26 protein-coding genes and 10 pseudogenes are annotated in these 26,306 nt (G+C 66.6%); 18 read left to right on the top strand and 18 right to left on the bottom strand.

All coding sequences use genetic code 11. The features are described from left to right. Positions 1-171: 171 nt before the first annotated feature. Positions 172-576 carry a hypothetical protein gene (locus GAS53_RS50220; protein ID WP_151484532.1) on the bottom strand — a complete coding sequence of 135 codons (405 nt, stop codon included), beginning with the start codon at positions 574-576 and terminating at the stop codon, positions 172-174. 324 nt (positions 577-900) lie between these two features. On the opposite strand from GAS53_RS50220, the gene GAS53_RS50215 reads away from it, so the two are divergent. Further along, complete coding sequence (locus GAS53_RS50215) at positions 901-1,272, top strand: hypothetical protein (protein ID WP_151484531.1); 372 nt, start codon at positions 901-903, stop codon at positions 1,270-1,272. Between the two features lie 2 nt (positions 1,273-1,274). On the opposite strand, the pseudogene GAS53_RS50210 reads toward GAS53_RS50215, so the two are convergent. Together GAS53_RS50210 and GAS53_RS50205 are read right to left on the bottom strand one after the other, a co-directional pair. Beyond that, positions 1,275-1,622 (bottom strand): annotated as a pseudogene (locus GAS53_RS50210) (transposase family protein); the annotation flags it as partial. A gap of 21 nt (positions 1,623-1,643) precedes the next feature. Further along, positions 1,644-2,084, bottom strand: a complete 441-nt coding sequence (locus tag GAS53_RS50205) for a peptidoglycan-binding domain-containing protein (protein WP_192583649.1) — start codon at positions 2,082-2,084, stop codon at positions 1,644-1,646. Between the two features lie 583 nt (positions 2,085-2,667). On the opposite strand from GAS53_RS50205, the pseudogene GAS53_RS50200 reads away from it, so the two are divergent. Next, positions 2,668-3,462 (top strand): annotated as a pseudogene (locus GAS53_RS50200) (DeoR/GlpR family DNA-binding transcription regulator). Here GAS53_RS50200 and GAS53_RS50195 read toward each other — a convergent pair. Beyond that, positions 3,444-4,251: pseudogene (locus GAS53_RS50195) on the bottom strand (IS5 family transposase); the annotation flags it as partial. The pseudogenes GAS53_RS50200 and GAS53_RS50195 overlap by 19 nt on opposite strands. 126 nt (positions 4,252-4,377) lie before the next feature. Here GAS53_RS50195 and GAS53_RS50190 point away from each other — a divergent pair. The 3 genes and pseudogenes from GAS53_RS50190 to GAS53_RS50180 all read left to right on the top strand — a co-directional run. After that, the gene (locus tag GAS53_RS50190; RefSeq protein WP_151484529.1) at positions 4,378-5,247 is read left to right on the top strand and encodes a tetratricopeptide repeat protein; all 870 of its coding nucleotides are present in this window, start codon (positions 4,378-4,380) and stop codon (positions 5,245-5,247) included. 235 nt (positions 5,248-5,482) lie between these two features. After that, complete coding sequence (locus tag GAS53_RS50185) at positions 5,483-6,340, top strand: NAD-dependent epimerase/dehydratase family protein (protein ID WP_151484535.1); 858 nt, start codon at positions 5,483-5,485, stop codon at positions 6,338-6,340. Positions 6,341-6,437: 97 nt separating this feature from the next. Further along, positions 6,438-7,289: pseudogene (locus tag GAS53_RS50180) on the top strand (LysR family transcriptional regulator); the annotation flags it as partial. A gap of 88 nt (positions 7,290-7,377) precedes the next feature. On the opposite strand, the pseudogene GAS53_RS50175 reads toward GAS53_RS50180, so the two are convergent. Together GAS53_RS50175 and GAS53_RS50170 are read right to left on the bottom strand one after the other, a co-directional pair. Next, positions 7,378-7,650 (bottom strand): annotated as a pseudogene (locus GAS53_RS50175) (IS1380 family transposase); the annotation flags it as partial. A 165-nt stretch (positions 7,651-7,815) separates the two neighbouring features. Continuing rightward, positions 7,816-8,184, bottom strand: coding sequence for a winged helix-turn-helix transcriptional regulator (locus GAS53_RS50170; protein WP_151484526.1), 369 nt, complete (start codon positions 8,182-8,184; stop codon positions 7,816-7,818). A 62-nt stretch (positions 8,185-8,246) separates the two neighbouring features. On the opposite strand from GAS53_RS50170, the gene GAS53_RS50165 reads away from it, so the two are divergent. Continuing rightward, positions 8,247-8,666 (top strand): YybH family protein, encoded by a 420-nt coding sequence (locus tag GAS53_RS50165; protein ID WP_151484524.1) that lies wholly within the window; start codon positions 8,247-8,249, stop codon positions 8,664-8,666. Between the two features lie 104 nt (positions 8,667-8,770). Here the strand turns inward: GAS53_RS50165 and GAS53_RS50160 are convergent, their stop codons facing one another. Continuing rightward, the gene (locus tag GAS53_RS50160; protein WP_151484522.1) at positions 8,771-9,349 is read right to left on the bottom strand and encodes a TetR/AcrR family transcriptional regulator; all 579 of its coding nucleotides are present in this window, start codon (positions 9,347-9,349) and stop codon (positions 8,771-8,773) included. A gap of 68 nt (positions 9,350-9,417) precedes the next feature. Between GAS53_RS50160 and GAS53_RS50155 the strand changes: the two genes are divergently transcribed. Next, a complete protein-coding gene (locus tag GAS53_RS50155) occupies positions 9,418-10,011 on the top strand; it encodes a dihydrofolate reductase family protein (protein WP_151484520.1) in 594 nt (197 codons plus the stop codon). Between the two features lie 15 nt (positions 10,012-10,026). Here the strand turns inward: GAS53_RS50155 and GAS53_RS50150 are convergent. After that, a protein-coding gene (locus GAS53_RS50150; protein ID WP_404829434.1) for an IS5 family transposase occupies positions 10,027-10,837 on the bottom strand; the annotation gives its coding sequence in 2 pieces (ribosomal slippage) (positions 10,027-10,590 and positions 10,592-10,837; 810 coding nt in all). A 49-nt stretch (positions 10,838-10,886) separates the two neighbouring features. Next, positions 10,887-11,279: an SgcJ/EcaC family oxidoreductase gene (locus GAS53_RS50145; protein WP_151484518.1), complete on the bottom strand. Its 393-nt coding sequence runs from the start codon at positions 11,277-11,279 to the stop codon at positions 10,887-10,889. Positions 11,280-11,474: 195 nt separating this feature from the next. Between GAS53_RS50145 and GAS53_RS50140 the strand changes: the two genes are divergently transcribed. Then, the gene (locus GAS53_RS50140) at positions 11,475-12,158 is read left to right on the top strand and encodes an ATP-dependent DNA ligase (RefSeq protein WP_225859613.1); all 684 of its coding nucleotides are present in this window, start codon (positions 11,475-11,477) and stop codon (positions 12,156-12,158) included. 139 nt (positions 12,159-12,297) lie between these two features. After that, entirely contained in the window at positions 12,298-12,813 is a 516-nt protein-coding gene (locus GAS53_RS50135) for a hypothetical protein (RefSeq protein WP_151484516.1), read from the top strand. Positions 12,814-13,007: 194 nt separating this feature from the next. Here the strand turns inward: GAS53_RS50135 and GAS53_RS50130 are convergent. Next, positions 13,008-13,877, bottom strand: a pseudogene (locus GAS53_RS50130) (HARBI1 family protein). 183 nt (positions 13,878-14,060) lie between these two features. Between GAS53_RS50130 and GAS53_RS50125 the strand changes: the two are divergent. The 3 genes and pseudogenes from GAS53_RS50125 to GAS53_RS50115 all read left to right on the top strand — a co-directional run bounded on the left by GAS53_RS50125 (position 14,061) and on the right by GAS53_RS50115 (position 16,042). Beyond that, entirely contained in the window at positions 14,061-14,456 is a 396-nt protein-coding gene (locus tag GAS53_RS50125) for a VOC family protein (RefSeq protein ID WP_151484514.1), read from the top strand. A gap of 53 nt (positions 14,457-14,509) precedes the next feature. Further along, a pseudogene (locus tag GAS53_RS50120) lies at positions 14,510-15,391 on the top strand (IS5 family transposase). Positions 15,392-15,601: 210 nt separating this feature from the next. Beyond that, positions 15,602-16,042, top strand: a complete 441-nt coding sequence (locus tag GAS53_RS50115) for an SRPBCC family protein (RefSeq protein ID WP_151484512.1) — start codon at positions 15,602-15,604, stop codon at positions 16,040-16,042. Between the two features lie 163 nt (positions 16,043-16,205). Here the strand turns inward: GAS53_RS50115 and GAS53_RS50105 are convergent. Together GAS53_RS50105 and GAS53_RS50100 are read right to left on the bottom strand one after the other, a co-directional pair. Beyond that, positions 16,206-16,571 (bottom strand): annotated as a pseudogene (locus tag GAS53_RS50105) (N-acetylmuramic acid 6-phosphate etherase); the annotation flags it as partial. After that, positions 16,571-17,014: pseudogene (locus GAS53_RS50100) on the bottom strand (IS5 family transposase); the annotation flags it as partial. The pseudogenes GAS53_RS50105 and GAS53_RS50100, both read right to left, overlap by 1 nt. Positions 17,015-17,200: 186 nt before the next feature. Here GAS53_RS50100 and GAS53_RS50095 point away from each other — a divergent pair. Both GAS53_RS50095 and GAS53_RS50090 read left to right on the top strand, forming a co-directional pair. Then, positions 17,201-17,812, top strand: a complete 612-nt coding sequence (locus tag GAS53_RS50095) for a TetR/AcrR family transcriptional regulator (protein WP_151484508.1) — start codon at positions 17,201-17,203, stop codon at positions 17,810-17,812. Continuing rightward, positions 17,809-18,219, top strand: coding sequence for a DUF6069 family protein (locus GAS53_RS50090; RefSeq protein ID WP_225859612.1), 411 nt, complete (start codon positions 17,809-17,811; stop codon positions 18,217-18,219). The genes GAS53_RS50095 and GAS53_RS50090 overlap by 4 nt, the downstream gene beginning before the upstream one ends. Before the next feature lie 273 nt (positions 18,220-18,492). Here GAS53_RS50090 and GAS53_RS50085 read toward each other — a convergent pair whose 3' ends face one another. Then, on the bottom strand, positions 18,493-18,948 hold the full coding sequence (locus GAS53_RS50085) for an Lrp/AsnC family transcriptional regulator (protein WP_151484506.1): 456 nt from the start codon (positions 18,946-18,948) through the stop codon (positions 18,493-18,495). A 123-nt stretch (positions 18,949-19,071) separates the two neighbouring features. Here GAS53_RS50085 and GAS53_RS50080 point away from each other — a divergent pair, with 123 nt between their 5' ends. Further along, the gene (locus tag GAS53_RS50080; RefSeq protein ID WP_151484505.1) at positions 19,072-19,617 is read left to right on the top strand and encodes an RBBP9/YdeN family alpha/beta hydrolase; all 546 of its coding nucleotides are present in this window, start codon (positions 19,072-19,074) and stop codon (positions 19,615-19,617) included. 225 nt (positions 19,618-19,842) lie between these two features. Here the strand turns inward: GAS53_RS50080 and GAS53_RS50075 are convergent, their stop codons facing one another. From GAS53_RS50075 to GAS53_RS50065, 3 genes are all read right to left on the bottom strand, one after another. Then, positions 19,843-20,034 carry a hypothetical protein gene (locus GAS53_RS50075; RefSeq protein WP_151484503.1) on the bottom strand — a complete coding sequence of 64 codons (192 nt, stop codon included), beginning with the start codon at positions 20,032-20,034 and terminating at the stop codon, positions 19,843-19,845. Between the two features lie 664 nt (positions 20,035-20,698). After that, positions 20,699-20,962, bottom strand: coding sequence for a DUF4333 domain-containing protein (locus tag GAS53_RS50070; RefSeq protein WP_151484501.1), 264 nt, complete (start codon positions 20,960-20,962; stop codon positions 20,699-20,701). A gap of 211 nt (positions 20,963-21,173) precedes the next feature. Continuing rightward, positions 21,174-21,713 (bottom strand): GNAT family N-acetyltransferase, encoded by a 540-nt coding sequence (locus tag GAS53_RS50065; RefSeq protein WP_151484500.1) that lies wholly within the window; start codon positions 21,711-21,713, stop codon positions 21,174-21,176. A gap of 275 nt (positions 21,714-21,988) precedes the next feature. Between GAS53_RS50065 and GAS53_RS50060 the strand changes: the two genes are divergently transcribed. Together GAS53_RS50060 and GAS53_RS50045 are read left to right on the top strand one after the other, a co-directional pair. Then, on the top strand, positions 21,989-22,600 hold the full coding sequence (locus GAS53_RS50060) for a dihydrofolate reductase family protein (protein ID WP_151484498.1): 612 nt from the start codon (positions 21,989-21,991) through the stop codon (positions 22,598-22,600). Positions 22,601-23,383: 783 nt separating this feature from the next. After that, a complete protein-coding gene (locus tag GAS53_RS50045) occupies positions 23,384-24,070 on the top strand; it encodes an SMI1/KNR4 family protein (protein ID WP_151484496.1) in 687 nt (228 codons plus the stop codon). Positions 24,071-24,166: 96 nt separating this feature from the next. Here GAS53_RS50045 and GAS53_RS57330 read toward each other — a convergent pair whose 3' ends face one another. Then, positions 24,167-24,745, bottom strand: coding sequence for an SDR family NAD(P)-dependent oxidoreductase (locus GAS53_RS57330; RefSeq protein WP_318724428.1), 579 nt, complete (start codon positions 24,743-24,745; stop codon positions 24,167-24,169). Positions 24,746-24,783: 38 nt separating this feature from the next. Here GAS53_RS57330 and GAS53_RS50035 point away from each other — a divergent pair. Beyond that, positions 24,784-24,876, top strand: a pseudogene (locus GAS53_RS50035) (IS5/IS1182 family transposase); the annotation flags it as partial. 117 nt (positions 24,877-24,993) lie between these two features. Here the strand turns inward: GAS53_RS50035 and GAS53_RS50030 are convergent. Continuing rightward, positions 24,994-25,929, bottom strand: coding sequence for an SDR family oxidoreductase (locus GAS53_RS50030; protein WP_151484495.1), 936 nt, complete (start codon positions 25,927-25,929; stop codon positions 24,994-24,996). Between the last annotated feature and the right edge of the window lie 377 nt (positions 25,930-26,306).

Below are 26,306 nucleotides of genomic sequence, written 5' to 3'. Positions count from 1 at the left end.
ACCACCGCCAAGAACGTCATAGCCAGGGTCTACCAGATGTCCGTGACACAGCGCCGATCGGCTGTCGCCCGAAGTTGGAATGGGCTCAGTACCGACCCGGCCTCATCGACGGCCTCATCGCCAAGACCGGCCTCGACTTCCAACCGCCGTAACCTCAGCCATTGAAGATCTCTAGAAGAACATCCAGAATACGAGCACCGCGGAAACGGCGACGCCAACGACGATCCACAGGCCTGGCCTCTCGTACCATGCCCGGTGACCCCAGTACCAAAGATTCCCGCCACTGTCGACGTAGTGGCCGTACTTCACCCCGTAGTCCTCGTCTTGATATATCGGCGCGGTCTCACGCTCCCTCTCCGCTGCTATCTTGCGTGTGGCTTCCTCGATGAGCTCGTACAACTTCTCGCGGACCTCGTCCGGGTCGCTCGATGAGGCGCGGCGGCGGTCGCGAGACCGCCGTGGCTGCGGAAGAGGCGGCGTGGCTTCGTGTGCTGTCGCGTCTATCTGGGGCTTCGACTTGGCATCTTCGGCGCGCTCCTTCCTTGCCTTCTTCTTGGCCGATTTCCTGGAGACCATTCGACGATTCCCTCCGTAGATCGGATGCCGGGGCAGCGTCATACGCCATGCTGGAACCCGTTACCCTGATCGCGCACGGTCAACCAGCGCACGCGGCACACGCGATGAGGACGGGCGGGACCGTCACAGCTCATTCGCCGCGGCAGATGACCGCGCCGCCACAGGTGCTGCCGCTGGCTGGCCGCCGTGCACCACCGACTGGAGCTGGTCGGGGCCGACGGTGGCTACACCGGTAGCTGGTGGGACGATCGAGCAGTGAGCCCATTCCAACTTCGGGCGACAGCCGATCGGCGCTGTGTCACGGACATCTGGTAGACCCTGGCTATGACGTTCTTGGCGGTGGTCGAGGGTGATGGGGGCGGATGGCGCATCGATCGGGATGCGCTGACAGACGCGATCCGTGCCCGGTGGTCTGAGGTTGAGATCGACTCGGTGCACCGCAGTGAAGTGCGCAGTCTCATATGGCAGTTTGAGACGGAGAATGGCCCAGGTGAGGCGTATCTGGACGAGGACGGCACATGCCTGTACATGGACGTCTGGGAGGAAGACGCGATCTGGTTGGCGATCGTCTTCCGCGGGCTGACGCCCATGGACGTTGACCTGGTGTTCTGCGATGAGGGTTACACCTTCGACGTTCATCTGCGGGCGGGCACGACCGAGGCCGAATTGACGGACCTGGTGAATGCTGCGGGTTGATCTCAGCCCGAGGCGGCGAGCTGGAGGACCAGGACGGCTTGGACGAGCCTCGCGATCCGGGTCGTCGAGCAGCGGAGCCTGCGGAGGAGTCGCCAGGACTTGAGGGTGGCAATGGCCTGCTCGACCAGTGCGCGGATCTTTGCGTGGGACCGGTTGACGGCCTGCTGGCCGGTGGAGAGGCTCTCCCATCGGCCACGGTAAGGGAGACGGACCGTGCCGCCTGCACCCTGGTAGCCCTTGTCTGCCCAGTAGGTGATGCCGGCCTCGGTGAGTGCCTCGATGATGCCGTGCTCGCGCGCGGCCCGGACGTCGTGGATGGCGCCGGCCAAGGCTGGTGAAGCCCGCATCAGAAGATAGGGAACAGGCTTAGGTCACGGCAGATAGTTGCAGTCGTACCGCGCGCCGGTTTCGTTGTTGTACCGGGCCCACTTCATCTTGAGCATGGTCTCGCGGCCGTACTCGCCGTCAACCACCGCGCCGATCCTGCCCTGAACGTCTCGGAGAGCATCTTCGGTGGCCAGCCCAAAGCTGCCGTCAAGTTCGAGCCTCTTGCCGTAGCAGCTGTTCAAGTTCTTCTGCAGGGCTCTGACCCCGGCACCGGTGTTCCCGTACTGCAGGTAGCAGAAAATCGTGTTGTTCGCGACGTTGATCGGCAACACGAAGTACAGGTCCGACCCGTACGCTTGCGTCGTGGATCCGGTGCACACCCCGTCTGCTGCATTGGCTGGGGCAGCGGTGATCACTCCTCCCAGCAGGGCCGCCATCATGGTCCCTGTCGCGAGAAGTGCCTTGCTTTTACCTGTCTTGCGCATGCCCATGGTTCCTTTCAATATGGAGTCTGATCTATGCGCGTCCACGCCTGCCGAACAGCTACCTTTCTCTGACCTCGCCCAGGAACCTTAGGGTCGTCGTGGGCTTCGGACTTTGTCGTCCGTGCAGGGAACTTTGCCAGTCGTGCACCGTCTCAAGTTGACGCCGCATCAGGCGATGGTCGCCCTGCAGGTGAGGTCATGCGCCACTGCCATGGCCGGTGTCAGCCCCGTACGACGGGCACAGTAGCCCGGCCCGGTCGCTGAGTGTGCCGGTCGTTTTGCCCCACAAGGAACGGCGGCCGCGCACACCGGAATACGGGCAAGGCGGCGGACGAGACCGCCTCTTACAGGGGCTGACACAATGAGGCGGACGGCCCTCAGAGCCACTCGCCCTGTGCACCATGGCGAGCGGTTCTTCTGCGACGTGTGGCGACCTGGGCTACCTTCAAGCTGTTCGAACCGATCGGACCTTGGGCGGGGCAGTCAGCACAAGGTCGGCACCGCTGCAGACTCACGAGTAGTCGTCAACTGCGGCTAGAAGTCAGCAGATTGCGCCAGTCGACAGCGTGTAGTGTCCCGTTGCGTGCTGGCTGAACGACGACACCAACTCATCTTGCGGGCCCTGCGTTCCGGCGGCACCGCTTCCGTGGCCGACCTCGCCGAGCGGCTTGACTCCAGTGCGGCGACCATCCGCCGTGACCTCCTCAAACTGTAGGCAGAAGGGCTGCTCACCCGTGTCCATGGTGGAGCAGTCATCGACGAGGAGCGAACTCCCTTCAACGATGCCGCCGAGGTTCTGGTGGCGGAGAAGGACGCCATTGCCGCCCAAGCGGCCACGATGATCGAGGACGGTCAGTCGATCATTCTCGACAGCGGCACAACGGTCCACCGGCTGGCACTTCAACTGCACGGTCGCCGACTCACCGTGATCACCAACAACCTCGCCGTGTATGACGAGCTCATCGGCGACGAGAACATCGACCTGATGCTGCTCGGGGGCATGGTCATCCGGGATTCACGCATGCTGGACGGTTTCATGGCGGAGGACAACCTCCGCCAAGTTCACGCCGACTGGTTGTTCATGGGTGCTTGTGGCCTCCGCCCCGGGGGCCAGGTCATGGACACCACCGTGGCCGAGGTGCCCGCCCGACGCGCCATGATTGCCGCCGGCGACAAGGTGGTGCTCCTGGCCGACAAGAGCAAGCTTCCGGGAACAGGCATGGTGAAGATCTGCGGCCCCGAGGACCTGGACGCGCTCATCACCAACGCACCGGAAGACGACGCGACCTGTATGACCCTGCGCGAGGCCGGCGTGAAAGTAATACCGACGGCTCCGACCGCAGTCGACGGCCAACAAAGCGACTTGTACTGCCGGTAAACGATGAGGCAGCAGGCGAGCTTGAGGAACGCTTCGTGGATGTCGGCTCGCCGTTCCCATCGGATCCTCAGGCGTCGGAAGCCGTGCAGCCACGCGAAACTCCGTTCTACAACCCAGCGGTAGGTGCCCAGGCCCGTACCGTGCCGGGTGCCGCGGCGGGCGATCGCGGGCACGATGCCGCGGGCGCGGACCTGGTCGCGGTAGATGTCGTGGTCGTAGCCGCGGTCGGCGAACAATGAGTCCGGCTTGCGCCGGGGGCGGCCGACTCGTCCGCGGACCGGAGGGATCGCGTCGAGCAGGGGCAACAGTTGGGTGACGTCGTTGCGGTTGCCTCCGGTCACCAGGACCGCGAGCGGGGTGCCGTGCCCGTCGGTGATCAAGTGGTGTTTCGAGCCTGCCCGGCCCCGGTCGACCGGCGAGGAGCCCGTGTGCTGCCTCCCCCCTTTTAGCGCCCTGATGTGGGAGGAGTCGACCACGCAGCGGGACCAGTACAGGCGCGAGGCCGCGTTCAGCTCGGCGAGCAGGACCTCGTGCAGCCGCTGCCAGACGCCGGCCTCGTTCCAGTCCCGCAGCCGACGCCAGCAGCTCATGCCTGAGCCGAACCCCGGGGTCCCTGGGCAGGTACTCCCACTGGATCCCGGTGTGAAGCACGTACAAGATCCCGCACAGCACTTCACGGTCCGGCAACGGCCTGCGGCGCGGGTACCGGAACCTGCGCTAACGCTGCGGAAGCAGCGGCTCCAGACGGTCCCACAGCTCATCCGACACGATCCACGGCGACGTCCCCACACCAAGCCGAACGCTCAACTACCGCCCCGGACACGGTAACCAGGACCGATCCACCTCATTGTGTTAGCTGCTGTTAAGCACGGCTGGGCCGCAAGCGGCTTGCGCTAACTCTCTAGAGTTCCCTGCATGAGCGAGACCATCGACCCGCCGCATTATGCACCCATACCACCTACTTTGACGGACCTGCTGGAGCGTGGCCGGGGTTCGGCCGAGGCGGGAGACTGGGTGGCTGCCGGTCACGCCTGGGTTCAGGCCGCCATGCGCGGCAGCGAGGAGGGCGCGAACCTGGCGTCCCAGGTGACTGGGGAGCTCGTACCGCTGGCGGACGCCGGCTCGGCGGAAGCCGCGGCGCTGCTCGCCGGGATCCTGATGGACTACTACGACGAGTCGGCTCTGCCGACGGCCCTTATGTATGCCAAGGCGTCGGCTGAGGCAGGGAATCCGGCGGGCCAGCGGACCTACGGCTTCATGCTCGTTGAGGGGCACGGCGCAGTAGAGGATCCCGCCCGTGCAGCTGAGCTGTTCCGTGCGGCTGCGGAGGGCGGAGACGCCTACGCCGCCTACAACCTCGCGAACATGGTCGACGACCACGATGAATGCGTGCGCGTGCTGGAGCGGGCGGCGGGTCAGGGTGTGGCCGAGGTCGGCGCCGCGCTGGCGGACCGGCTCTCGTCCGTGGACCGGGATGAGGAGGCGTTGCGCTGGTATCTCTGGGCGGCAGAGCGTGGCCACACTGGCTCGATGAACGCAGCCGCATGCTGGTACCGCGACGGCTTCGGCACCTCCCCGGACCCGGTTCAGGCGGTGCGCTGGTACTTCGCGATGCTCGCGCTCGGCGATGGCAATGGCATCCACGAAGCCATCGAGCTGGTAAAACGCACATCCATGACCGAGGACCAGATTCGCGAAGCCGGCCGCCTCGCCGCCGCCCCGGCGACAGCAGAGGCCCTGATCAGCACTGTCGCGGGCAAGCCACTGCCAGGGCACGGAATCTAGCCCACGCATCGCCACGCACGCGAGTCACGTAGTGGTCACGCGCGTCCTGATCCGCCATGCCCCGGTTCCGGCAATTCACGGCGGCGCGTGCAGCGCAGCTGGTGACGCCTTGGTGGCGGACTGCGGAGCTCATACCTTCAGGGCATCACAGGCGTCGAGACAAGTCTTGGACCACACCCTTGCGTCGGTCGCAGTCTGGAACCACGAGTTTCCACGCCAACGAGGTGCAAGGCTGATGAAGGTATTCGTTACCGGCGGTTCCGGTTACATCGGTAAGGCTACGATCGCTGCCCTGCTCAGGCACGGACACGTAGTGGAGGCGGTGGCACGCAGCGAGCAGTCGGCTGCAGCAGTCCGCGCCCTGGGTGCCGCCCCCGTCATCGGCGACCTCGGTGACCTGAGCGTACTCAATGCGGCAGCCGCGCGGGCCGAGGCGGTGGTGCACCTGGCGCAGGCCGACAGTGGTGAAGCCGACCTCGCCGCGGCTACAACTCTGCAGGACGGTGTCGGAACAGGCACATACATCCACACCGGCGGCACCTGGATCTACGGTGACACCGACGGCGTCGTCGACGAAACAGCGTCTTGGAACCCGCCCGCCATCGTCGCCTGGCGCCGGCCTGTGGAGGAGGCGGTCCTACGGCGAGCCCGGCACGGCGGCCGCCCTGTCGTGGTTCAGCCGGGCCTCCTGTACGGAGGTGAGAACCGTCTGATCGACCTGTTCTATACCGACCCGGGCAAGCAGGCCGGTGCCATCCCCTACATCGGTGATGGCAGCAATCATTGGGCGCTGATCCACATCGACGATGCCGCCGAGCTCTACGTCGCCGCGCTCAAGGCGAGAGCAGGCTCGGTCTATGCCGGCGTCGGGGGCGTGAACCCGACTGCCAAGGAGGTGGCCTTGGCTGTGAGCCGGGCGGCGGGCCTTGACGGTAAGACCGTCTCGATCACCCTGGCACAGGCCCGGCAGCAGATGGGCCCGATCGCTGACGCCTTCGCCCTCGACCAGCAGCTCACACCGGCGCGCGCACGGACCGAGCTGGGGTGGGCCCCTCTCCACACCAATCCACTGGCCGTCCTTGCACGCGGCTGAAGGTGAAGGGAATGTGAGCCGGGCGCGCCTTCCTGCAGAGGCGCGCCCGGTTGTCGTCGTGACAAGAGAGCGAACGGACGGTCACTAAGGATCTTGTCTTGCGGAACTCCGGTACTTCGTGGCCGTGGCCGAAGAACTGCACTTCGGGCGCGCCGCCGAACGGCTGCACATCGCCCAACCGGCGCTGTCACGGCAGATCCGAGCACTGGAGGAAGAACTGAAGGTGGAACTGCTCCTGCGCGATCGCCGCGGCACCACCCTCACCACCGCGGGCGAGCAGTTGCTGGAAGACGCGCCTTCTCTGCTTGCCGGATCCGAGGCGTTGCTTCGACGGGTGAGATCCGCGGCCGAGGGAAGTCGGACGTTCACCATCGGTTTCATGCCCGGTATCACCGTGACTCCTGCTGTTGTCTCCCTCACCGCGCGCCACCCGGAGGTCAACGTTCGGCTCCTGCGCACGAGCTGGGACAACCAGGTCGAGGTTCTACGAGACGGACGCGCCGACGTGAGCATCGTCCGTCTGCCCATCGACCAACACGGCCTGCAGGTGCGACCGCTGTTCCAGGACCCCAGGGTCGTCGTCCTCCCTGCTGGACATCATCTGGCCGACAAGCAGTCGGTGACGATTGCGGATCTGGCCGCCGAACATCTGCTGCAGGACCCGGACGCAGTGCCCGAATGGCGCGACGTGGCCCTGGAGATGCGCGAAGGAAACCGCACCGAGGTTCCCCCCATTTACCAGGTTGAGGAGAAACTCGAGCTTGTCGCCGCTGAGGCCGGGGTGTGCGTCATCCCGCTTTCCACTGCCCGCTTCTGCACCCGGCCGGACGTGATCCCCGTACCCATCGACGACATCGGTCCCAACCAAGTGTGTCTGGCCTGGATGGCCACACGCCGTTCTCCCCTCATCCGGGACTTCGTCGAGGTTGCCTCGGACGCTCTCGCCTGACGAACTCGTGCGGTTTGTGTCCCGGTCGGGGATGCCTGACTGGAGCACTGGAGCACCCTGCAACGCGCAGTCGATAAGGCTGCTCCCCCAGCATGGCCAGGTCTGCAATGGCCTCACCGCCGTCGGCGAGCATCACCGGCAGGTCGGTGGCTATCCGTCCCGGATCATGTCCGGTCCCGCGAGGCCGCAGCGACCCGAGCGCGGTGGAGTACGCGGCGGTCAGCCCAGTGGCATCGGCAAGATCCGCCAGCAACCGTGCCCCGGCATGCCCGACGACCCCCGAACCACCGGTACTGACATAGGCCTTGGGACGCAACGCGATACCCGGGACGTAGAAAGTGCCCTCCGTCTGGACAGACAGAACCCCTCAGCAGGGTTCATCGTCCCAGGTCAGGAAGGCACTTTCGGGTTTCCCGCCTCGACAACCGCCATACCCAAGCGAAACGGCGAGGTTAGAACGAGGGACGGGGCATCCTCGGAGTGGCCTAGCTGTGCCATCTCATGAGTTTGTTGCCGCACGGCCGTCTCAAGTGGGGGCCTCTACTCCCCAGTCCCACAGGGCTTGGAGGACCGGGCCGAGGCAGTGTCCACGCGGGGTGAGCGCGTAACGCACCCGTGGCGGCCAGCCCGGGCGACGGTCGCGCTCAACGACTCCGGCCTCACCGAGTTGTGCCAGCCGGTCGGACAGCACCTTGTCCGACAACGAAGGCAGTGCCACGCGTAATTCGCTGTAGGAGCGGTCGCCGCGCAGCAGCTCGCGAACCACCAGCGTCGTCCAGCGGCCGCGCAGGGCCGCCAGCGTGATCTCTACTGGGCAAGAGAGAGTAGGCGCAGCAACGTTCGCGTGTGGGTCATTGGGCAGCCCTGCCGGGTGACCAACCGTTCGGTGAGCCACAAGATCGCCTCCTAACGTGTAGGGCACTCGATTCTCCCGGCACGGAAGGACGTCTGTCGATCATGCGAGAACTGGCCGATCGGCCCGAAGAGGTGCCCGCGGTGTTCGCCGCGCGGTTCAACAGCGGCGACGCCACCGCGTTGGCGCAGGTCTACGAGGACGGGGCGGTGCTGATTCCGCAACCAGGAACGCCGGTGACCGGGCCGGACCTGCACGCCGCCAACGGCCGCCTGCAGAAGCTCGGAGTCCCCATTACGGTCCGTCCGCGGCACGTCTACCGCAACGGAGACCTGGCGCTGCTGATAGTCGACTGGGCCATCGACGGGACCGGCCGCGACGGTCGGGCGGTGCACGTCGAGGGCACCGCTACCGACGTCGCCCGGCGGGGCTCGGACGGCCGCTGGCGGTACGTCATCGACAACCCCTTCGGTCCCCGTTCACAACGGCTCGCCACCGAGGACGCCGTGGAACCAACGTCCTGAGAGGGCACACCCAGGCCGTTTCTTTCGGATCGGCGGACGGAGCCAGGAGTGAGGCACATGCCGAGGTCGGCCCGGTCCAGCCGAGCCAGCCTGGGGTCGGATGTCTATTCCGCAGCCACGATGCGCTCCACTGCGGCCGTCACCAGTTGTTCATGCTCTGCCTCCGTGAAGACGTCCGGCAGGGTGAGCTGTTCAACGATTAGCCAGTTCAGCGTCAGCATGAGCAGCTTGACCGCCGTGGCGTCGCCGGGGAGACCGGATGCCTCGTGATAGGCGACGTTGGCGTCCACGTCGGCTCGGACTCGCTCAGTGAGGACCTTGCGTAGTTCGGGGCGGCGCGTGGCCTCAAGGCGAAGTTCCAGCAGCGCGAGGTATCCGGTGCGGAAGGAGGCGATGCGGCCGACGAGCTCGCGCATCAGTTGCGCGTAGGTCTCTCGGTCGCGGCCGGCCGCTTGCTGGCGGGCGATCGTGGCCTCGTCGGGCTGGAGCCGTTCGTATACACGTGCGCCGGCCTGAGTGAACAGGTCGTCGCGGTTGGCGAAGTAGTTGGACGCCGTGCCGGCGGGCACGGTGGCCTCAGCGTCTACGGCTCGGAAGGTCAGGCCGCGTGCGCCTTCTCGGGCCAGTACTTCGATTGCCGCGTCAACGAGGGCCGCGCGCCGCTGGTCGTTCCGTCTCACCATTGACACCACTCCGCATGTAGTACTACGTTCAAGCCACTACAACCAGAGTACTATGTATGGGGAACGTTATGCGAAAGCTCGTGTACTACATCGGCATCTCGCTCGACGGCCGCATCGCCGGTCCCAGTGGTGAGTTCGACTTCTTTCCGCAGGGCGACGAGCAGCAGGCCGCCGCCTACTCGACCTGGGTAAACGCGTTGTACCCGGAGACCATCCCGACCGCTTACCGTGCGGCCGTCGGCGTCGCCGACGCGCCCAACCGGCGGTTCGACACCGTGGTCATGGGCCACGGCACCTACCGCCCAGCCCTCGACAACGGGATCACCAGCCCCTACGCGCACCTGCGCCAGTACGTCGTGTCCAGCACGCTCAAGCCGGACACCGACCCAGCAGTCACCATCGTGCCGGGCGACCCGCTCGCCCTCGTCCGCGAACTCAAGAACGAAGCGGGCGCCGGCCTGGACATCTGGCTCTGCGGGGGCGGCCAGCTCGCGGGCACCCTACTGCCCGAGATCGACGAGCTGCTGATCAAGACGTATCCGGTCGTCGCCGGAACCGGAATCGCGGTAGTCGACGGTCCCTTCGACCCCACCGTCTTCGACGTGGCCGAGCGCACCGCCTTCCCTAACGGAGTCACCCTCACTCACCTCACCCGCTGCTAGGACTTGTCCGGGCGATCACGTGCGGAGCCAGATGACCAGGGTTGCGGCGGTGGCGGTGCCGAGGAAGACGTATCCGCGTTTGTCGTAGAAAGTGGCCACGGCCCGGGACTGCTCGAGCTTGTTGATCGCCCGTTCGACGGTGTTGCGTTTCTTGTACCGCTCCTCGTCGAAGCCGGGTGACCGCCCGCCGCGGGATCCCTTGCGCAGTCGGACGGCCTGGCTGTCGGTCTTCTCCGGATTGGTGTGCCGGATACGCCGGCGCCGCAGGTACTCGCGGCACGGGCTATTGCTGTAAGCCTTGTCCCCTGCAAGGCTGTCGGGCATCTTTCGCGGCCTGCCCCGGCCGACTCTCGGGATGCGGATCTTCTCCAACACCGCCGTGAACTGAGTGCAGTCCGCCCGCTGCCCCGGCGTGACGACCAGCGACAGCGGGCGGCAGCGGCCGTCCGCGCTCAGGTGCCGCTTGCTGGTGAACCCGCCGCGAGAGCGGCTCAGGAGCTCACCTCCAGCACCACCTCCACCAGGCGGGCGAGCAGGCTCTGCCGTGGGGGATCGGCCTGGTGTTCGCCTTCTGCTGCCCCCTTTGACGCAAGGGCCGGCGGTGGATCGGTTCGAGCGCCGACCACAGCCGATGACGCTCATAGACCGTCTTCCACGGGCCGAACCGCTCGGGCAGATCCCGCCACTGCACGCCGGTCCGCACCCGGTGGAGAATCCCGTCGATCACCTGCCGGTGATCCCGCCAACGGCCACAACTCCCATTATTCACTGGCAGAAACGTCCGCAACTGCTCCCACTCCGCCTCCGTCAGATCACCCCGCGCGATGCTCAGGACAACGATCCGAACATGGACCAGTCATGTGGTCGTTCGGGTTCTATTCGACCCGGACTTCGGTGTTCTGGCATGCGTGCAGCAGCCACCTCCCGTCATCCTGCTTGGTCATCACGTAGAGCGGAGCGCCTTCCGTGTCGCCCTCTGGCGAGTGGTAGACCTGCCGAACCTTGACGGCCGCCACGTCGGGCCGCAGGAATTGCGTGTGCACTGCCTCGTAGGTGATCTCACCGTCCCAGCTGGCTGCAGGCAGCACGGCGCGGGTGAACTCGGCGATCGCGTCGAAGCCGATGAGGACCTTGCCGTGGCCGGTCGTCCAGAGGGCATCGGGGTGGAAGAGGGCGAGGAACCCTTCGACGTCTTTGGCGCGCTGAGCGCGCTCGACAGTGGTGACGACCTGTTCGATGGCTTTGATATCTGCGGTTTCGGTGTCCATGCGGATCGCTCTGGGGCCTCAAGCAAACTTGAGGTCAAGGTCCAGTTGTGAGATCGCCCGGGCAAGTCCTAGGCGGTTTCGGCTCAGCGGGCGGACCAGAGGAAGATGTTTGCGATGTGGAGCCCGGCCAGATACATGGTCGCCGTCTTCTCGTAGCGGGTGTCAATGCCGCGCCACTGTGGGGATGGCGTACTGGTGGGGAGTGCCACTGATGCCGCCGATCTCACCGATGCTCGCCGCCGCGCACGACCGGCCGCCTCCCGATGGGGCATTTCCGGCGGCCTCGTCATGAAGCAGAAGCCGGACGGCTTCCGGGTTATCGTGTTCGTCCGGGCGGGCAGTGTCGTGGTGCAGTCTCGTCGTGGCGCCAACCTGGCTCCCGGTTTCCCGGAGATCGCCGAGGCTGCCTCGGCGATCGGTGAGGACGTCGTGCTCAACGGCGAACTCGTGGTCGCCTACCAGGATCGGCTGGACTTCACCGAACTGCAGCGGCGCGCCAGCCGCACGGGCCGCGGCGCTGCCCGGGCCACACTCACCCGCCCGGCACACGTGATCGTCTTCGATGTGCTGGAAGCCGACGGTGTCGAACTGCTCGATCGTCGCTATCGGGAGCGCCGCGCCCGGCTCGAAGATTTCTCCGCCCGACGTGAGGTGATCAGCGCGACCGAGAATCAGTCGATCTCCTTCCACCAGATCCGTACCGAGGACGGCGGCCGCATCCGCTATCGGCGGTTCTCCGGGGCGCCGCGAGCGTGCGATTGGAGTTCGCGCAGCTCAGAAGCGGTCTGGGCGATCAGATATGGCGCAACGCATGTGGTGCACGGGCGCGCGGAGAACATTCAGTGCGTTTCCGAACCCTGGTGCCGTGCCCACCTCTGACTGACGCCTGAGCCAGAGATCATGGGCCGCGTGCCGCGACGCGATCAGCGCCTGACCGAGGTCTGACCCGACTCACCCTGCCCACAGGGCAGTGACCTGCCGGGACCGGTCCCAGGCGATATCCCCTACCGTCCCGGCCATGAACATCCTCCGCAGGCCGAAGTTCTGGGTGCGACTCGTGTCGGTTGCCGCGCTCCTGGGGGCTGGATGGCTGCTTCTGGTCCCCCGCACGGCCGCGTACTTCGTAGACGACGAGGGCCACCCGTACGACATGAGCGTCCTGTACTCCTGGGACACGAGCGACCAGGCCATGATCCTGCCGGGTGGCCTCTTCGAAGATGACGACACCGGCGGGCAGGACGGCCTCGTGTCGATGGTCCGGCTTGACTGCGGGACCGCGGTCACGGCTGGTGAAAACGAGGACTGGCGGCCCGGCGACGGGGAAGAGGCGTGCTCCGAAGTGGAGACACCGAGGCGGTTCTTCGGCGTCTGCCTCATCCTGCTCGGCTCCGCCGGGCTGTGGGCCGCCCCCAGGCTGCCTCACCTGCGGTCCCGCCTGCCCTGGGCCACACGGGGCGGTGAGGGCGACAAGGGACACCATCTCTCCGGGGACCCCCGACTTCCCGGCTCACATCAAGAGCCGGGCCAGGGATGAGAGCGCCTTCGTGAACGCGTCTCAATCGCCGCACAGCTGCGCGCCTGGTCCACCAGCTGAGGCCTCAGCGTGATCACTGCGGCGGCAGTCCTGTGGGGTGTCGGCACGGGCTTGCTCATACCGCACGAGCCTCAGCCTCATCGTCGCGCGCCGTGCCGGACGCAAAACACCCCACCCGCTCGGACCGATCCTGCTCACTGAACCCTTCTCGGTAACGTCTCGTGACGGTTCGTCATCTTCGGCCAGGCGGTGCGGCCGTGTTCCAGCTGGAGCAGGAAGAGGGCGGCTCGGGCGATCCGGGTGATGCCGCTGGGGTCGAGGCTGACCCGGCGCAGGGCCTTGAAGGTGACCTTGAGCAGGGCGTTGGCCCGCTCGGCGACCGCATGGACGCCTCGGATGACCAAGTTGAACGCCTGCTGCTCGTCGCCGAGTTCGCTGCCCTTGGACTTTCTTGACCGGGTGGCGGAAGCCGTCGCCGGCGTTCTCGTAGCCGAGGTCGGTCAGGGTGGGAATGTCCAGGGTGGAGGCGAACCGGTTGAGGTCGTCGACCAGGCCGTGGGTGCGGGCGCAGGTGGTGTCGTACTCGCGGCCGGGGCGAACCGGGGAGACCCAGATCGGTCAGCCGTCGGGGGCGGAGATGACCTGGACGTTGCCGCCGTGGTGCTTGTGCTTCCCGGACCACCAGAGGTCGGCGCCTTTGGGGTCGGGGCGGCGACGCGGTCAGTACGGATGACGGTGCCGTCCAGGTTGAGATGGGTGTAGCGGAGGCCGCCGCCCGTTCCAGCGCGGTGGACAGAACCGGGGCGTGGTCGGCGAGCACGGTCAGCCCTTCGTGCAAGTAGCGATACGCGGTGAGCACCGAAACCCCGTTGTCCCGGGCGAGTTGGGCCAGCCGGGTTCCGTCGATGAACCACCGCAGCACCAGGACACCCTGCTTGAAGACGCCCAGAGCGCGGGTCCCTGCGAGTGCCGAGCCGTTCGCGGAGCTTGCGCAAGAGGGGGGCGAGAGTCTCGGCGGTCCCCCTGCCGACGTCGAGTGTTGCGGTGTAGGTGATGCTGGTCAACGCGTGAAGCCTCTGGGTTCCGGAACCTGTTCTTCGCAGACCTGCTCCAACCAGGGGCTTCTCGCGTATCTGATGCCGGGTCGAGCCCGTCTGATGACCCCAGTCAGCCAGGAAGATCGCGGATCTGTCGGACGGGCGGCGTGGCCAATACTCTGAGCCCATCCGCACTACCTGGGGAGAGTCGTGACAAGTAGGTTCACCGAGTTGGCCGTTGACTGCCATGATCCGGAGAGGCTCGCGGCCTTCTGGTGCGAGGTCCTGGACTTCAAGGTGATCGACCGGAGCGAGGGCAAGGTCGAGATCGGCTCCTGGGTGCCGACCGTCGAGGATGTTCGAGCCCGTCAGATGCCGCCCACCCTGCTGTTCATCCAGGTACCTGAGGGCAAGACCGTGAAGAACCGGCTTCACCTCGACGTCAGCCCGATCAACGGCAGCACCGAGGACGAGGTGACCAGATTGCTCGGCCTCGGCGCCACCAAGACAGATGTGGGCCAGGGGTCAGACCGAAGCTGGGTGGTCATGGCAGACCCCGAGGGCAACGAGTTCGACGTCGTACGCACCCTGGCACCGCAGACCTAGGGCCTGTCCGATGGGTCAGGTGACCTGCCAGCCGGTCGGTCGTTCCTCTCGGTATGAGGCGGGGCGATCTATCTGATGACGAATGGACTCGGCTGGAAGCTCACCTGCCGAAGAGCACAGGCCGAGGAGGGCGGTGGCAGTGCCACCGCCAGGTCATCAACGGGATTCTGTTCAGGCAGAGGACCGGACTTCCGTGGCGGGATCTGCCGTCCCGTTTCGGGAAGTGGAAGAGGTGCATGACAGTCATCGCTGGTGGTCAGCGGACGGCACGTGGGAGAGGATTCTGCGTGCTGTCCAGGCCCATGCCGACGCTGAGGGCCTGATCGACTGGAGCGTGGTCAGCGTCGATTCCACGAGCTGTCGCGCTCATCAACACGCGGCCGGCGCCCTCACTCGCGCCCCGAAGATGCCGAGCAGAGGCAGCCGATCGGTACGCCACCGCTCTGATGAGGCCCTGGGCCGCTCGCGAGGCGGACTTACCTGCAAGATCCACCTTGCCGGTGAGGGCGGGCACCGCCCGCTCGGGTTTGTCATCACGCCCGGCCAGTGGGGTGACGCACCGCAGATGATTCCCGTACTGGAAGAAATCCGAGTGTCCCAGCCGGACGGTGGACGCCCACGCACCCGGCCCGACCATCTCGGGGGGCGACAAAGCGTACTCGTCGCGCCGCAACCGGCGTCATCTGCGAAGGCGGCAGATCAAGCACACGATCGCCGAGCCGAGAGACCAGCGGGCCAACCGCCAGCGCCGCGGCAGTAAGGGCGGCCGACCCACACGCTTCGACACAACGGTCTACCGGCGCCGCAATGAAGTCGAGCGGACCATCAACCGGCTCAAGACTTTCCGAGCCATCGCCACTCGCTATGACAAGAGGGCATACGTCTTCCACGGGACGGTCACCGTCGCCGCGATCAGGCTCTGGCTCGGACCATGAACTGCAAACACATCGGACACCCTTAGGCATTCCGACAGCCGTAGCGCGCCCTGTACCAGGCCACCTGCTCGGCACTCATTGAAGCGCAACGACGGCCGAGGGGTCGCCGCCGATGCGGCACGCGGAGGTCCTGCGCTCGGCCTGACGGCTGCCTGGCATGCCATGGGGTCCGGTGGGACGATGCTCTTAGATCTAGTCGAAGGGGACGAAATGACTGCGATCAAGGAAAGCATCGATATCGCCCGGCGCCCCGAAGACGTCTTCGCGTACGTGACCGATCCCTCGCATCTGCCCGAGTGGCAGGCGAGTGCTGTATCGGCCCACACGATGGGCGACGCCCCTCTGGCCGTGGGCTCGAAGATCCAAACGGTCCGGCGGGTCGGCCGTCGAGAGATCCCGATGACCATGGAGGTGACCGAGCTGGATCCTCCGAGGCGGTGGCACTTCCACGGTATCGACGGCCCCATCCGTGGGGATGTGACGGGCACGATCGAGCCGCTCGGCAACGGGGAGCGGTCGCGCATGACGTTCTCCGTCGACTTCGAGACGCACGGGATCGGCAAGGTGATTGCGCCGCTCGTACTCCGTCCCCAGCTGCGGAAGGAGTTGCCGAGGAATGAGGAGAAGCTGAAGGCGTTGCTTGAGGCGTGAGCCCTGCCGGGTTGCGGGGAGCGACGGGGCGCCGGGCACCGTGGATTCCGCTGTGCCCACCCTCCCCCAGAGCTACGCCTGGGAGGTACCCCCAGCCAGCCCCAGCCCCAGCCCCAGCCCCAGCCCCAGCCCCAGCCCCAGCCCCAGCCCCAGCCCCAGCCCCAGCGGAACGATCGCCCACAGCGTCGCGGAGGTTGCCCCGCGAATCTCGCAGGAGCCAGTTCGGCCGTTGGCGCGTCGGTGGTCATCAGGAGCATCAGGATCGCCGTTTTTACCTCGCCTCCCGCCGCCTTGACTGCCTCCTCGATGTCGGCGGCGCGTTCGTCGCCAGGGCGACGATGCGGCGGGAGCGAGCGTAGAGCTTTTGGTTCGAGGCGCGGACGTCGACCATGAGGTTTCCGTAGGTCTTGCCCAGGCGGATCGTCGAGATCATGTTGAGGACCAGCTTCCGGGCCGTGCCGCCCGTCAAGCGCGTTGAGCCCGTGAGGAGTTCGGGACCCACGACGACTTCGATGCCATGAGTGGCGGAAGGTGGATTTTGCAGGTCAGCCCGCCCCGGGAGCGGCCAAGGGCCTCGTCATAGCGGTGCCGAGCAGGCCGGCTGTGTCGACCCGGCACGCATGGCGGACGTTCACGGGCACCGGCGGCGTGCTGGTGAGCCCGGCAGGACGTCGAGTCAACACCGACCGTGCTCCAGTCGATCCGACCCTCCGTATCCGCGTCGGCGTGGACGGCCCGCAGGTGCCTCTCCCAGGTGCCGTCCGCCGACCAGCGGCGATGCCTTTCGTAGACCGTTTTCCACTTCCCGAACCGTGGCGGCAGGTCTCGCCACGGGATGCCGGTGCGCTGGCGGAAGAGAATGCCGTTGATCACCCTGCGATGACTCTTCCACCGCCCGCCCCGCACGACGTTCCGCGGCAGGTGCGGCTTCAGCCGAGCCCACTCTGCGTTGGATAGATCACCCCGCCCCATGCGGATCGGAACGACGTGGGCAGTGGGCACAGATTCGTCACATGACTCGTCGGACACTGCCTGGTACTCCAGCCCTAGTTGTGGATCTTGGTGGCTGCCAACGGCAAGCAGCCGAGTACGGGAAAACGAGCGGAGTGAGGACTCACTCATTGACGGAGTGAGTCCTCACTCCGTATTCTTGCGGTCATGACAGCACCTAAGGAGAACCAGACCACCCGCCGCCGCGCCCCCGGCATGTTGCCGGAGGAGCGGCGCGCGATGATCATCCAGACGGCGATCCCGCTGATCGCCGAGTACGGCGCCGCGGTGACGACCGCGAAGATCGCCCGCGCCGCGGGCATCGGCGAGGGCACGATCTTCCGGGTCTTCGCCGACAAGGACGAGCTGCTGCAGGCCTGCATTGCCGAGGCGCTCTCCCCCGAGCACGCGGTCCGCGAGCTCGACGCGATCGACGTATCCCAGCCGCTGCCCGACCGGCTCGCGGAGGCGGCCGAGGCGCTGCAGGCGCACATGTCCAGGATGGGCGCGATCGTCGGCTCGCTGGGGCATCGCGGCGGCAAGCACCCCGGCACGGTGCGCGGCGCGGGCCGCGACGAGTCGACGACCCGTATCCACGCGGCCCTCGCGGAGCTGCTGGAGCCCGACAAGGCCGCCCTGCGCCGACCGCCGGAGCAGATCGCGGCCCTCTTCTTCGGGCTGCTCTTCACCCAGCCGCGTACGGAGGACGAGCCCGACCTGACCCCGCAGGAGCTGGTGGAGGTCTTCCTGCACGGGGCGCTCTCGGGGGGCGCCAAGTGAGCGCGCGGAGAAGGCGCCTGGGGGTTACGGCCCTGGCCGTCCTGGCCCCCGTCCTGGTGTGGCTGGTCGCGGACCCGCTGCTGGGGCACCGGCTGCGGATCGCCGACGGCGAGCAGACGCTCGACATCGGCGCCGTGCCCGTGGCGGTCGTCGCACTGCTCGCGTCGCTCTCCGGCTGGGGACTGCTGGCCGCCCTGGAGCGGTTCGGGGCGCGGCGCGCCCGCGCCATCTGGACCGGGGTGGCCGGCGCCGTACTGACCGTGTCCTTCCTGCCGTTCATCGGCGACGGCATGGACGGCGGCACCCGGGTCTCCCTCGCTCTGATGCACCTGGCGGTGGCGGCGGTGCTGGTCCCGGGGCTGGGCGGCCGATCCCCCGGGGCGGGAACCGGTGCCGCCAGGGGGTGACCGCCAGCACCAAGTACGCCGCCAACAGCACCAGATGGAGGCAGCCACGGCCGGGATGGTCAGGCCGATGCTGGCGCTGTCCGAGCCGTAGGCGAGGTCGGGGCTGGTCTGGGGTGGGGTCGCAGACGGTGCGGCCACCGGTGATCATCGGTGTGTGAAGACTGAAGATCAGGCGGTGGCCACTGGTCATGGGGCCCGCACATGCCACTACCGCCGCCGCACAGCCACACCATGAAGAGCCACAACTACGGCTGGAGTATCAACTGTTGCGAGTCAGGATGCTGTTGTCGGTGCCGTTGGCAACGACTTGGGCGGGTAGCTGCGCAGGACGAGTGAAGTGGTGACCGGTCCGTAACGGGCGAGGGAGTCCACGACCTGTTCAAGGCGTTCGGCGCGAGAACAGTGCACGTCGAGCAGCAGGCAGTCCTCGCCAGTCACGCGGAGGGTCGAGACGACCTCGGGAGTCTGGGCGGCAAGGGTGAGTGCCTGGGACAGCTGCGCGTGGGTGGTGCGTAGCCGGACGATGGCGTGGATGTTCAATCCGACTGCGGCTGGGGCGACGACGGCACGGTAGCTGGTGATGATCCCGTTCTTCTCCAGGCGTTGGATGCGGGCGCTGGCTGCCGGTTGGGACAGGCCTACTCGGCGTCCGACCTCGGCTCCGGTGAGCCGGCCGTCGGTCTGGAGCAGTTCCAAGATGGCACGGTCGATCTCGTCGAGTGATTCCATCGTTGTCACCCCCACTTTCTTTGAGATCACTTGCTGAGCCCGATCGTTGCCGCTGATCCATCGAGAATCGCCCCAGAGTGCCCCCGCAATGTGTGGGGGTCACGATTGGAAGGGCAGTAGGCGATGGTCGCGTACGTCATCATCCCTGGGATCGACGGTTCGGATGAGCGGCACTGGCAGAGCTTGTGGGAGAACCAGTGGGGAGATTCAGCGGTCCGGATCTCACCGGCCTCGTGGAGCAGGCCGGACCTGCCGGACTGGGTTGCCGCAATCCAGGCTGCCTACGAGATCGCTTCCCGGCGTGACAACCAGGTGGCGTTGGTGGCTCACAGCCTGGGCTGCTGGGCAGCTGCGCACTGGCTGGAGCAGGCGCGACCCGACACGGTGGCGGCGTTCCTGGTCGCGCCTCCCAATCCCCGGGGACCGGCGTTCCCACGTGAGGCCGCATCGACGTTCCTGGGGCTGTCCGCTCGCCCTTTGCCGTGCCCGAGCCTGATGGTGGCCAGCGACGACGACCCCTACTGTGACCCGACAACGTCCGCCTCCTTCGCGCACGAGTGGCAGGCGCAAGGCCACCTCATCGGAAGCCACGGCCACATCAATGCCGACAGCGACCTCAGTGACTGGCAGAGGGGCCTGGAACTCCTTCGCAGGCTCGTCGACTGCTGACATGACCCATCCGACACGGAGGCCCTCCGCGTCGACGCCTGCCCTCACCCTGCTCAGATAGCCCGTGCATGTCGCATCGCAATGCCCCAGTAGCCGGGCGTCTCCCGCTTCGAGCAACAAGTGGTGTCGGCTTCCACATACAAACCCAAGCCTCCGGCCCGTCCGGGCCAGGGCCGTGGTCGGTCGGGCCCATGGACGGGGTGGTGGTCGGGCCGACCACGATCATCAGTGCACCTCCGGGCCGGTGCCGACCGCGTGGACGGTGATCCCGAACTGGCCCAACGGCCGGACGGCCCGCTCCTGCTCCACTTCGGCCAAGGCCCTCGGCACCATCCGCAGCAGCTCAGCGACCCGGTCCTCGATCGTGGGCAGCCCGGTACTGCTCGGTGAACTGCGGCAGCACGGCGTGGAGATCAAGCGTCATGGCCCAAGTCTCCCTAGCAGACAAGCGAGTTCACCAGCGAGTGCAGTCCGCGCGGAGCATATGGGAACACGTGCGTTCGCGCAGTGCGACTACGCACACTCACGGCACGGGCTCGGCGGGTCCCTGGAAAACGCAGCCGAGCCCGCCTGTACCGGCAGCCTCCTGCCATGCAGGAAACCGGCGCGCCAGGCGAGCCGTTTGGGGCCCGGTGACGGTGAGCCGCAGAAAACGCCGGTCCCACGGCTCTCGTCGCTCGAGTGCCCCTCCCGGCGCTCTCCGCACACATCGGGTCAGGCAGCAGGAACCAACGATCGAACGCATAAACGAGCCGCGCCAGGATCCCGCGCGCTGGCACGCGATCCTGGCGCGCATCGACAAGCAGCTCACCGAGCCGTTTGCCAGGCGTCTGCGAGGGCCGCACTCGGTTGATGCACCCCGAACCCACCGTGGCCTGGGCGGATTCCGCCTACGCCGGCCAGCTCGTCGAGTGGGCGAAGGCTTCCCCCGGACCAGCTTCCGTCAGCAGACTCACCTTCATGGCCTTCGTCTTGGTCAGTGCACCTTGATCGGAGAACAGGATCAGCCGAAGGCACCTACGTGCAGGCTGAACTGCGAAAATCGCCACCGAGTCCGAGCCGCGTTCGGTATGGGGCAAGCTCAGGGCGTGTAGTTCATGCTGAGTTTGCCCTGGTCGTCGAGGACCTTGACCGTGACGGTTTCGGGGTTTGGGCCAACCTGCACGGTGCAGTCGAACGTGTTGCCCTTCTTGGCCTCCATGGCCGCCGGACAGCTCACCCCGTCCCTGGACATGTCCTTCATCCCTCGCACGTCCGCCGCAGCCTGCCGTTCTACCGCTTCCTGGTCCAGCAATCGCGGCGGGTAGGTCGCCTCGGTATCGGTGTTAACCATCTTGATCGTCACGGTGAGAGCGCAACCGGCGACAACGACGGACGAGAGTGCTATGACAGTACGCGCGAACTTCCCTTGATCAGTCACGCATGGTTCCTACCGGCCCCACGACCGTGGAGGCAAGTGCCCTTCAATAGACGTGATGATGCCGTTCATCGCGTCGTGAGAACGGCCCCGCGCTCGCCTGGCTTGATCGCGGTGAGTGCAGAATCCCAGCACGAGCTCAGGCGGACGGCGTGACCGGGGACCGCAAGCCGAGCCACTGCTCGGCGTCCCAGGCCTGGAACCGCTCTACCTCGACGAACCCCAGTTTTGCCGCGAGGCGCATCGAGCCGACGTTGGCGGTCTGGGTGGCGAGCACCACCGGCTCGCCAGGAAGGACGCCATCGAACCAGTCGAGTACCGCCACGCACGCCTCGGCGGCGTACCCGAATCCCCATGCTTGCGGCAGGAACAGGTAGCCGAGATCGGCCTTTCCTGCGGCAGCCGGACGATGGTGCCCTGGTGCTCTCCTGAGCAGGATCTGGCCGATCATCGCCCCGTCGAGTTCAACGACGAAACTGCCGGGCCACAGTTCGGGCACCCCGGGCATCTCGCGCTCAAGCTCGTCACGCGACCGGGGACCGCCGAGGTAGGTGTGCACCTCCGGCGACGCCAGCAGCTCGATGAACGCCGCACGGTCCCGGGCCTCGGGCTCACGGAGCACGAGCCTCTCGGTCCTGATCGGGGCAGGTGGCCAGGCGACGGAGCCGAGGTCAGCCATGTCGACCAGCTAATCAGCCGAATCGGTAACGATCAAGACTCACAGACCGGTCAACCCACCTGCTCTGACCAGTCCCTTCTACTCTCACATCACCTCCGACGAGCCGACAACCTGCACGGCTTCGTCCTGCGGGTTCAAAGATGGGTTCTGACGACCGGCGTCCCGGAAAATTCGTCAAAGAAGTTCGGGAGGGGGTGTCGGATCGGGGCGGTGGTGTTCGTAGCAGGGGTGAGAGCGCCCACGAGGGGCGGCGCCGAGGTAAAGGAACCGCGATCATGAAGCTGACGACCATGACTCAGGTCACCGTCGATGGAGTGATGCAGGGAAACGGCGCGGCGTCGGACGAGGACCGCCGGAACGGATTCGAGCGCGGCGGATGGGCGCTGGGGGCGGGTGACGACGAGACCAGGACGCTCATCACGCAGACCTACCAGCGCGCCGAAGCGTTCCTGTTCGGCCGGCGGACCTACGAGCTGTTCGCCGGCTCCTGGAGATCAGTCGACCAGATGCGCGCACATCCCATCGGCGTGGCGTTGAACGAGGCCCCCAAGTACGTCGCCTCGACCACGCTCACCGCGCCGCGTTGGGCGGACACGACCGTCCTCGGCGGTGACCTCGCGACGACCATCGCGGACCTGAAGGCCAAGCCGGGGGGTGAGTTGCAGGTGCACGGCAGTGGCAGCCTGACCCGGTGGTTGCTGGAGAACGATCTGGTCGACGAGATGACTCTGATCGTGGTCCCGGTGATTCTCGGCCAGGGCGCCCGGTTGCTCCCGGACGCCGGCCCGGATCTTGCGCTCGACCTGGTCGAGTCGCGAGTCGACGCGAAGGGCGTGACGATCCAGGTCTTCCGGCCGGCCGGGCGCCCGCACTATGCAACGGCGTGAAAGTCCCTGCCCGACACACCACACTGTCCTGACACCACGGGAGATGATCCGAGATGCAGTACCTGGTTTCCGTGATCCACGACCAGGCCGGCCTCGCCACCCCGGACGAGATGGCTGCGATCGACGTGTTCAACGAGCGGCTCCAGGCCGAGGGCCACTGGGTCTTCGCCGGCGGCCTCGCCTCGCCCAGCACGGCCACCGTCATCGACAACCGGGGCGCGGAGGCATTGGTCACCGACGGGCCTTCCTGGAGTCCAAGGAGTACCTCGCCGGCTTCTGGATCATCGAGGCCCCCGACCTCGACGTGGCGCTCAAGCTGGCCGCCGAGGGGTCGAAGGCCTGCAACCGGAAGGTCGAGGTACGACCGTTCCTGGCCGCGTGAGCATGGTCGACGTCCGGGAAGCGATCACCCAGGCCCACCACGCGGAGTGGGCCCGGGTGGTCGCCGCCTCGGGCCAGCCCCTCGGGCGTACGACGGCGAAGGCCAGCACACCCAGCAGCAGGGCGACAGAGACGGTCTCCAAGACGACGGTGGTACTCAGCGGACTTCCTCCAACGCCGGGGCAGGCCGGTCGAGGCCATGTGGTCGGCGACGCTTGCCGCATTCGTCGTGGGGGTGGCGAAGGACGAGACGGCGTACGACTTCCCGAAAGACCTCATCGAGGCCTAGGACGAGCTCGATTTCGTGTCGCACGCTGAGCGCGATAGGTGCCATGACGGCGCTCACTCCCGAGCGTGCGGGGGCAGTCGGTTGGTGTCAGTGCTGGCACGTACGGTCTGCACATGGTCGATGGGTGGACAGGGATACGCGAACGCGTCGTTGGGTTGGGCGTTCAGTCGGCGAGCGGCGAGGTGTTCGGGTCGCTCGGGCACCGGTGGGTCCTGGAGGAGCCGCTCACTGAGGACGGTGTCACCGAACTCGAAGAGCAGATAGGCGTGAGGCTGCCGGTGGAGTACCGGACCTTCCTCCTCCACGTCGCCGCAGGCGGCGCTGGTCCCGCTTACGGCCTTTTTCCCGTGCGGCGTGTACAAGGCCAGTGGCGCTGGGAAGGCGACGGCGCCGACCTGGCCGACCTCTCCATGCTCGCGGAGCCGTTCCCTGAGCAGGGCCCGGACCCCAAGGCCCTCGAGGAACTCCTCGCCCAGCGTCCCGAGGAAGGGGACTTCGACGAGATCGAGGACTTCGATGACGCCATCGAAGCCTGGGATGAGCAGTGGTACGCCCTCATGTTTGCTCCCGAGCGCACCGCCGGCGCTATCGTGATCTGCCACCTCGGCTGCGCTCTGCGAGAGTGGCTGATCATCAGTGGCAGCCACCGAGGGACGGTCTGGTCCGACGGCCGGGCGGACGACGTCGATCTCGTGCCGCTCCTGGACGATGACAAGAAGCCGGTGACCTTCGCCCGCTGGTACACCGGCTGGCTGGAGAGGGCCGAGCACACGGTGCTGCCGACATCGTCTGACGTCTGACGCATCCCTCGCCCGCTGCTTGACAGCCCTGCAGGAACTCGCCCGGGACATTCCGTCCCCGCGGTCCAGGCCCGCCGCCGTGCACTCGGGCGACTGCTACGCCGCGGGCAAGCGCGGCGCCTCGTCGACCGCGAGGAAGCGCGCCGGCTCCTGGCCTCCGAACTGCGCGCCTGCATCCCCTCCAGAAGCGTGGTCGACGACGGAACGATCGCCCTCCAGGCGATGTACTGGCCCGATGAGGTCCGCTCCCCCGCCGAACTCGCCCTGGCGCCCGTGGAGATCTCCGAGCAAGAGAGGCGGGAAGCCGAAGCGCTGATGGAGGTCATCGGTGGGCGCCCTCATCACTTCATGCCCCGCCGCGCCTGCCGCCGATCCAAGAAGGTCCCGGCCGCGCTCCCGGTATCGCCTGGAGGCGCTGGCCCACAGCACGTCGATCGAGCCCTTTTCCCGCTTGACGGTGTCGTACAAGCGGTCCAGGTCGTCCAGTTCGGCTGCGTCACCCTGGACGGCGGTGACGTTGCGGCCGATCAGCTTGACGGCGTCGTCCAGTGCTTCCTGCCGCCGGGCCTGGATGAAGACGTGCGCTCCTTCCTCGACGAAGAGTTTGGCGCCGGCCAGTGCCATGCCGGTGGATCCGCCGGTGATCACCGCTACCTTGCCATCGAGCTTTCCCACGATCACTCCGTTGAATTGATGGGTATCCGAAACAGTTCATCCTGCACAAAGTCCGCGTCAGCCCACGCGGGGTCGGTCGACTCGCCAAAGCCATCCACGGGCTACAGAACTACGAAGCAACCGCAGGGTGAAAAAGGTTCGATGTATCCGCTTCCGATGAATCCCACAGTCGTCATATTCTCAGCGTCCCTCCGGAAGAGCCGAACCCTTGTCATTTGCCCGACTCGTTGCGATTCGGGTCCCTGCCGTCAGCTGGCGGAGAAGTAATGGCCGTTGTCCAAATCGGCGAGCAGGCCGGGCTGAGCGGGTTCCCAGCCGAGGGTCCGGCGGGAGATGAGGTTGGACGCCGGGTAGTTTTGCGTGACTATGTTCGCGAGGAACCCAAAGTATCCCGGCACCATCAGTACGTCCGCGGGAACGCTTACGGCGGGCAGGCCCAGACGGCTGCCAATGGCCTCGGCGATCTCGCGGAACGGGATGCCCCCGTCCCCGACCGCGTGCCAGTATTTGCCAGCCGGCCCCTTCTCCAGCGCCAAGCGGAACAAGGAGGCGACATCGCGGACGTGCACGGCGTTCCACAGGTTCGCGCCGTCTCCGGGGTAGCCAGCGAAACCCTTCTCCTTCGCGAGCGCGATCAGCGTGGGGAGGAAGCCGGCACGATCGGTCGTGCTGTGCGCGATGTTGGCAATCCGCACGACCGAAGACCGCACTCCCCGCTCGGCGAGGCCGACTACGGCGGTTTCCACGACGTTACGAACCCGCAGGGTGCCCTTGTACTCATCGCCGCCGGGAAGGGCCGGATCCTCCTCGGTGGCTAGCCGGCCCAGGTTCCCGGGCGAGCCTATACTCCCCGCTGCGACCAGCGGCTTTCCGGTTCCCGCGAGTGCCTCGCCGTACGCGAGCATGATCGGGAGCTCCGCGGCGGCCACGGCGTCGAGCCCGCCGGAGGGAAGCAGGTCTTGCCTGTGCGCGACGTGGATGACGCCGTCGGAGTCCGCGGCCGCCTCCTTGAGCCCGTCGAGATCCTGGAGGTCGCCGCGACGCACCTTCGCGCCGAGCGCGGACACCGCCGCCGCGGCTGTGTCCGACCGGGCCAGGCCGGTGACCTCGTGCCCGGCGGCGATGAGCTCAGGGATGATGTAGGAACCGGAATGGCCGGTCCCGCCAGCAACGAAAACGCGCATTTCACTGTCCTTGTGAGGGTAGGTGGAGGGGCTGTTCTTCTCGTGCCGTAGATCGACTGACGTGATGTGGCGCGAGAAGTGGTGGTGCGGGTGCGCTCAGCTGAGACGCCATACCCACCCCCGTCGTTGTTAACGGTTGTGTCGTCGACGCCGTCGAATGACGCGATGGGCGGCGCTCAATTCCTGATGTGCTCATTCTGGGCCTGGGCCCTGCTATCAAGTTCTGATGTCGAATTCTTGTGCCGAATTCGCTTCGGCCCCAATAGGTACCTATTCAGGTTCGCATTTGCCTGAGTGGGTGTCCAAGACTTCTTTTAGCCGTGGTGATACCCTGAAGGCATCACCGGACCGGGAGATGCCATGGATCTGGACCTGCG

This window comes from Streptomyces albicerus, assembly GCF_008905045.1.
Lineage (GTDB): Bacteria > Actinomycetota > Actinomycetes > Streptomycetales > Streptomycetaceae > Streptomyces > Streptomyces albicerus.
This window is presented reverse-complemented; position numbering and strand designations above follow the sequence as displayed.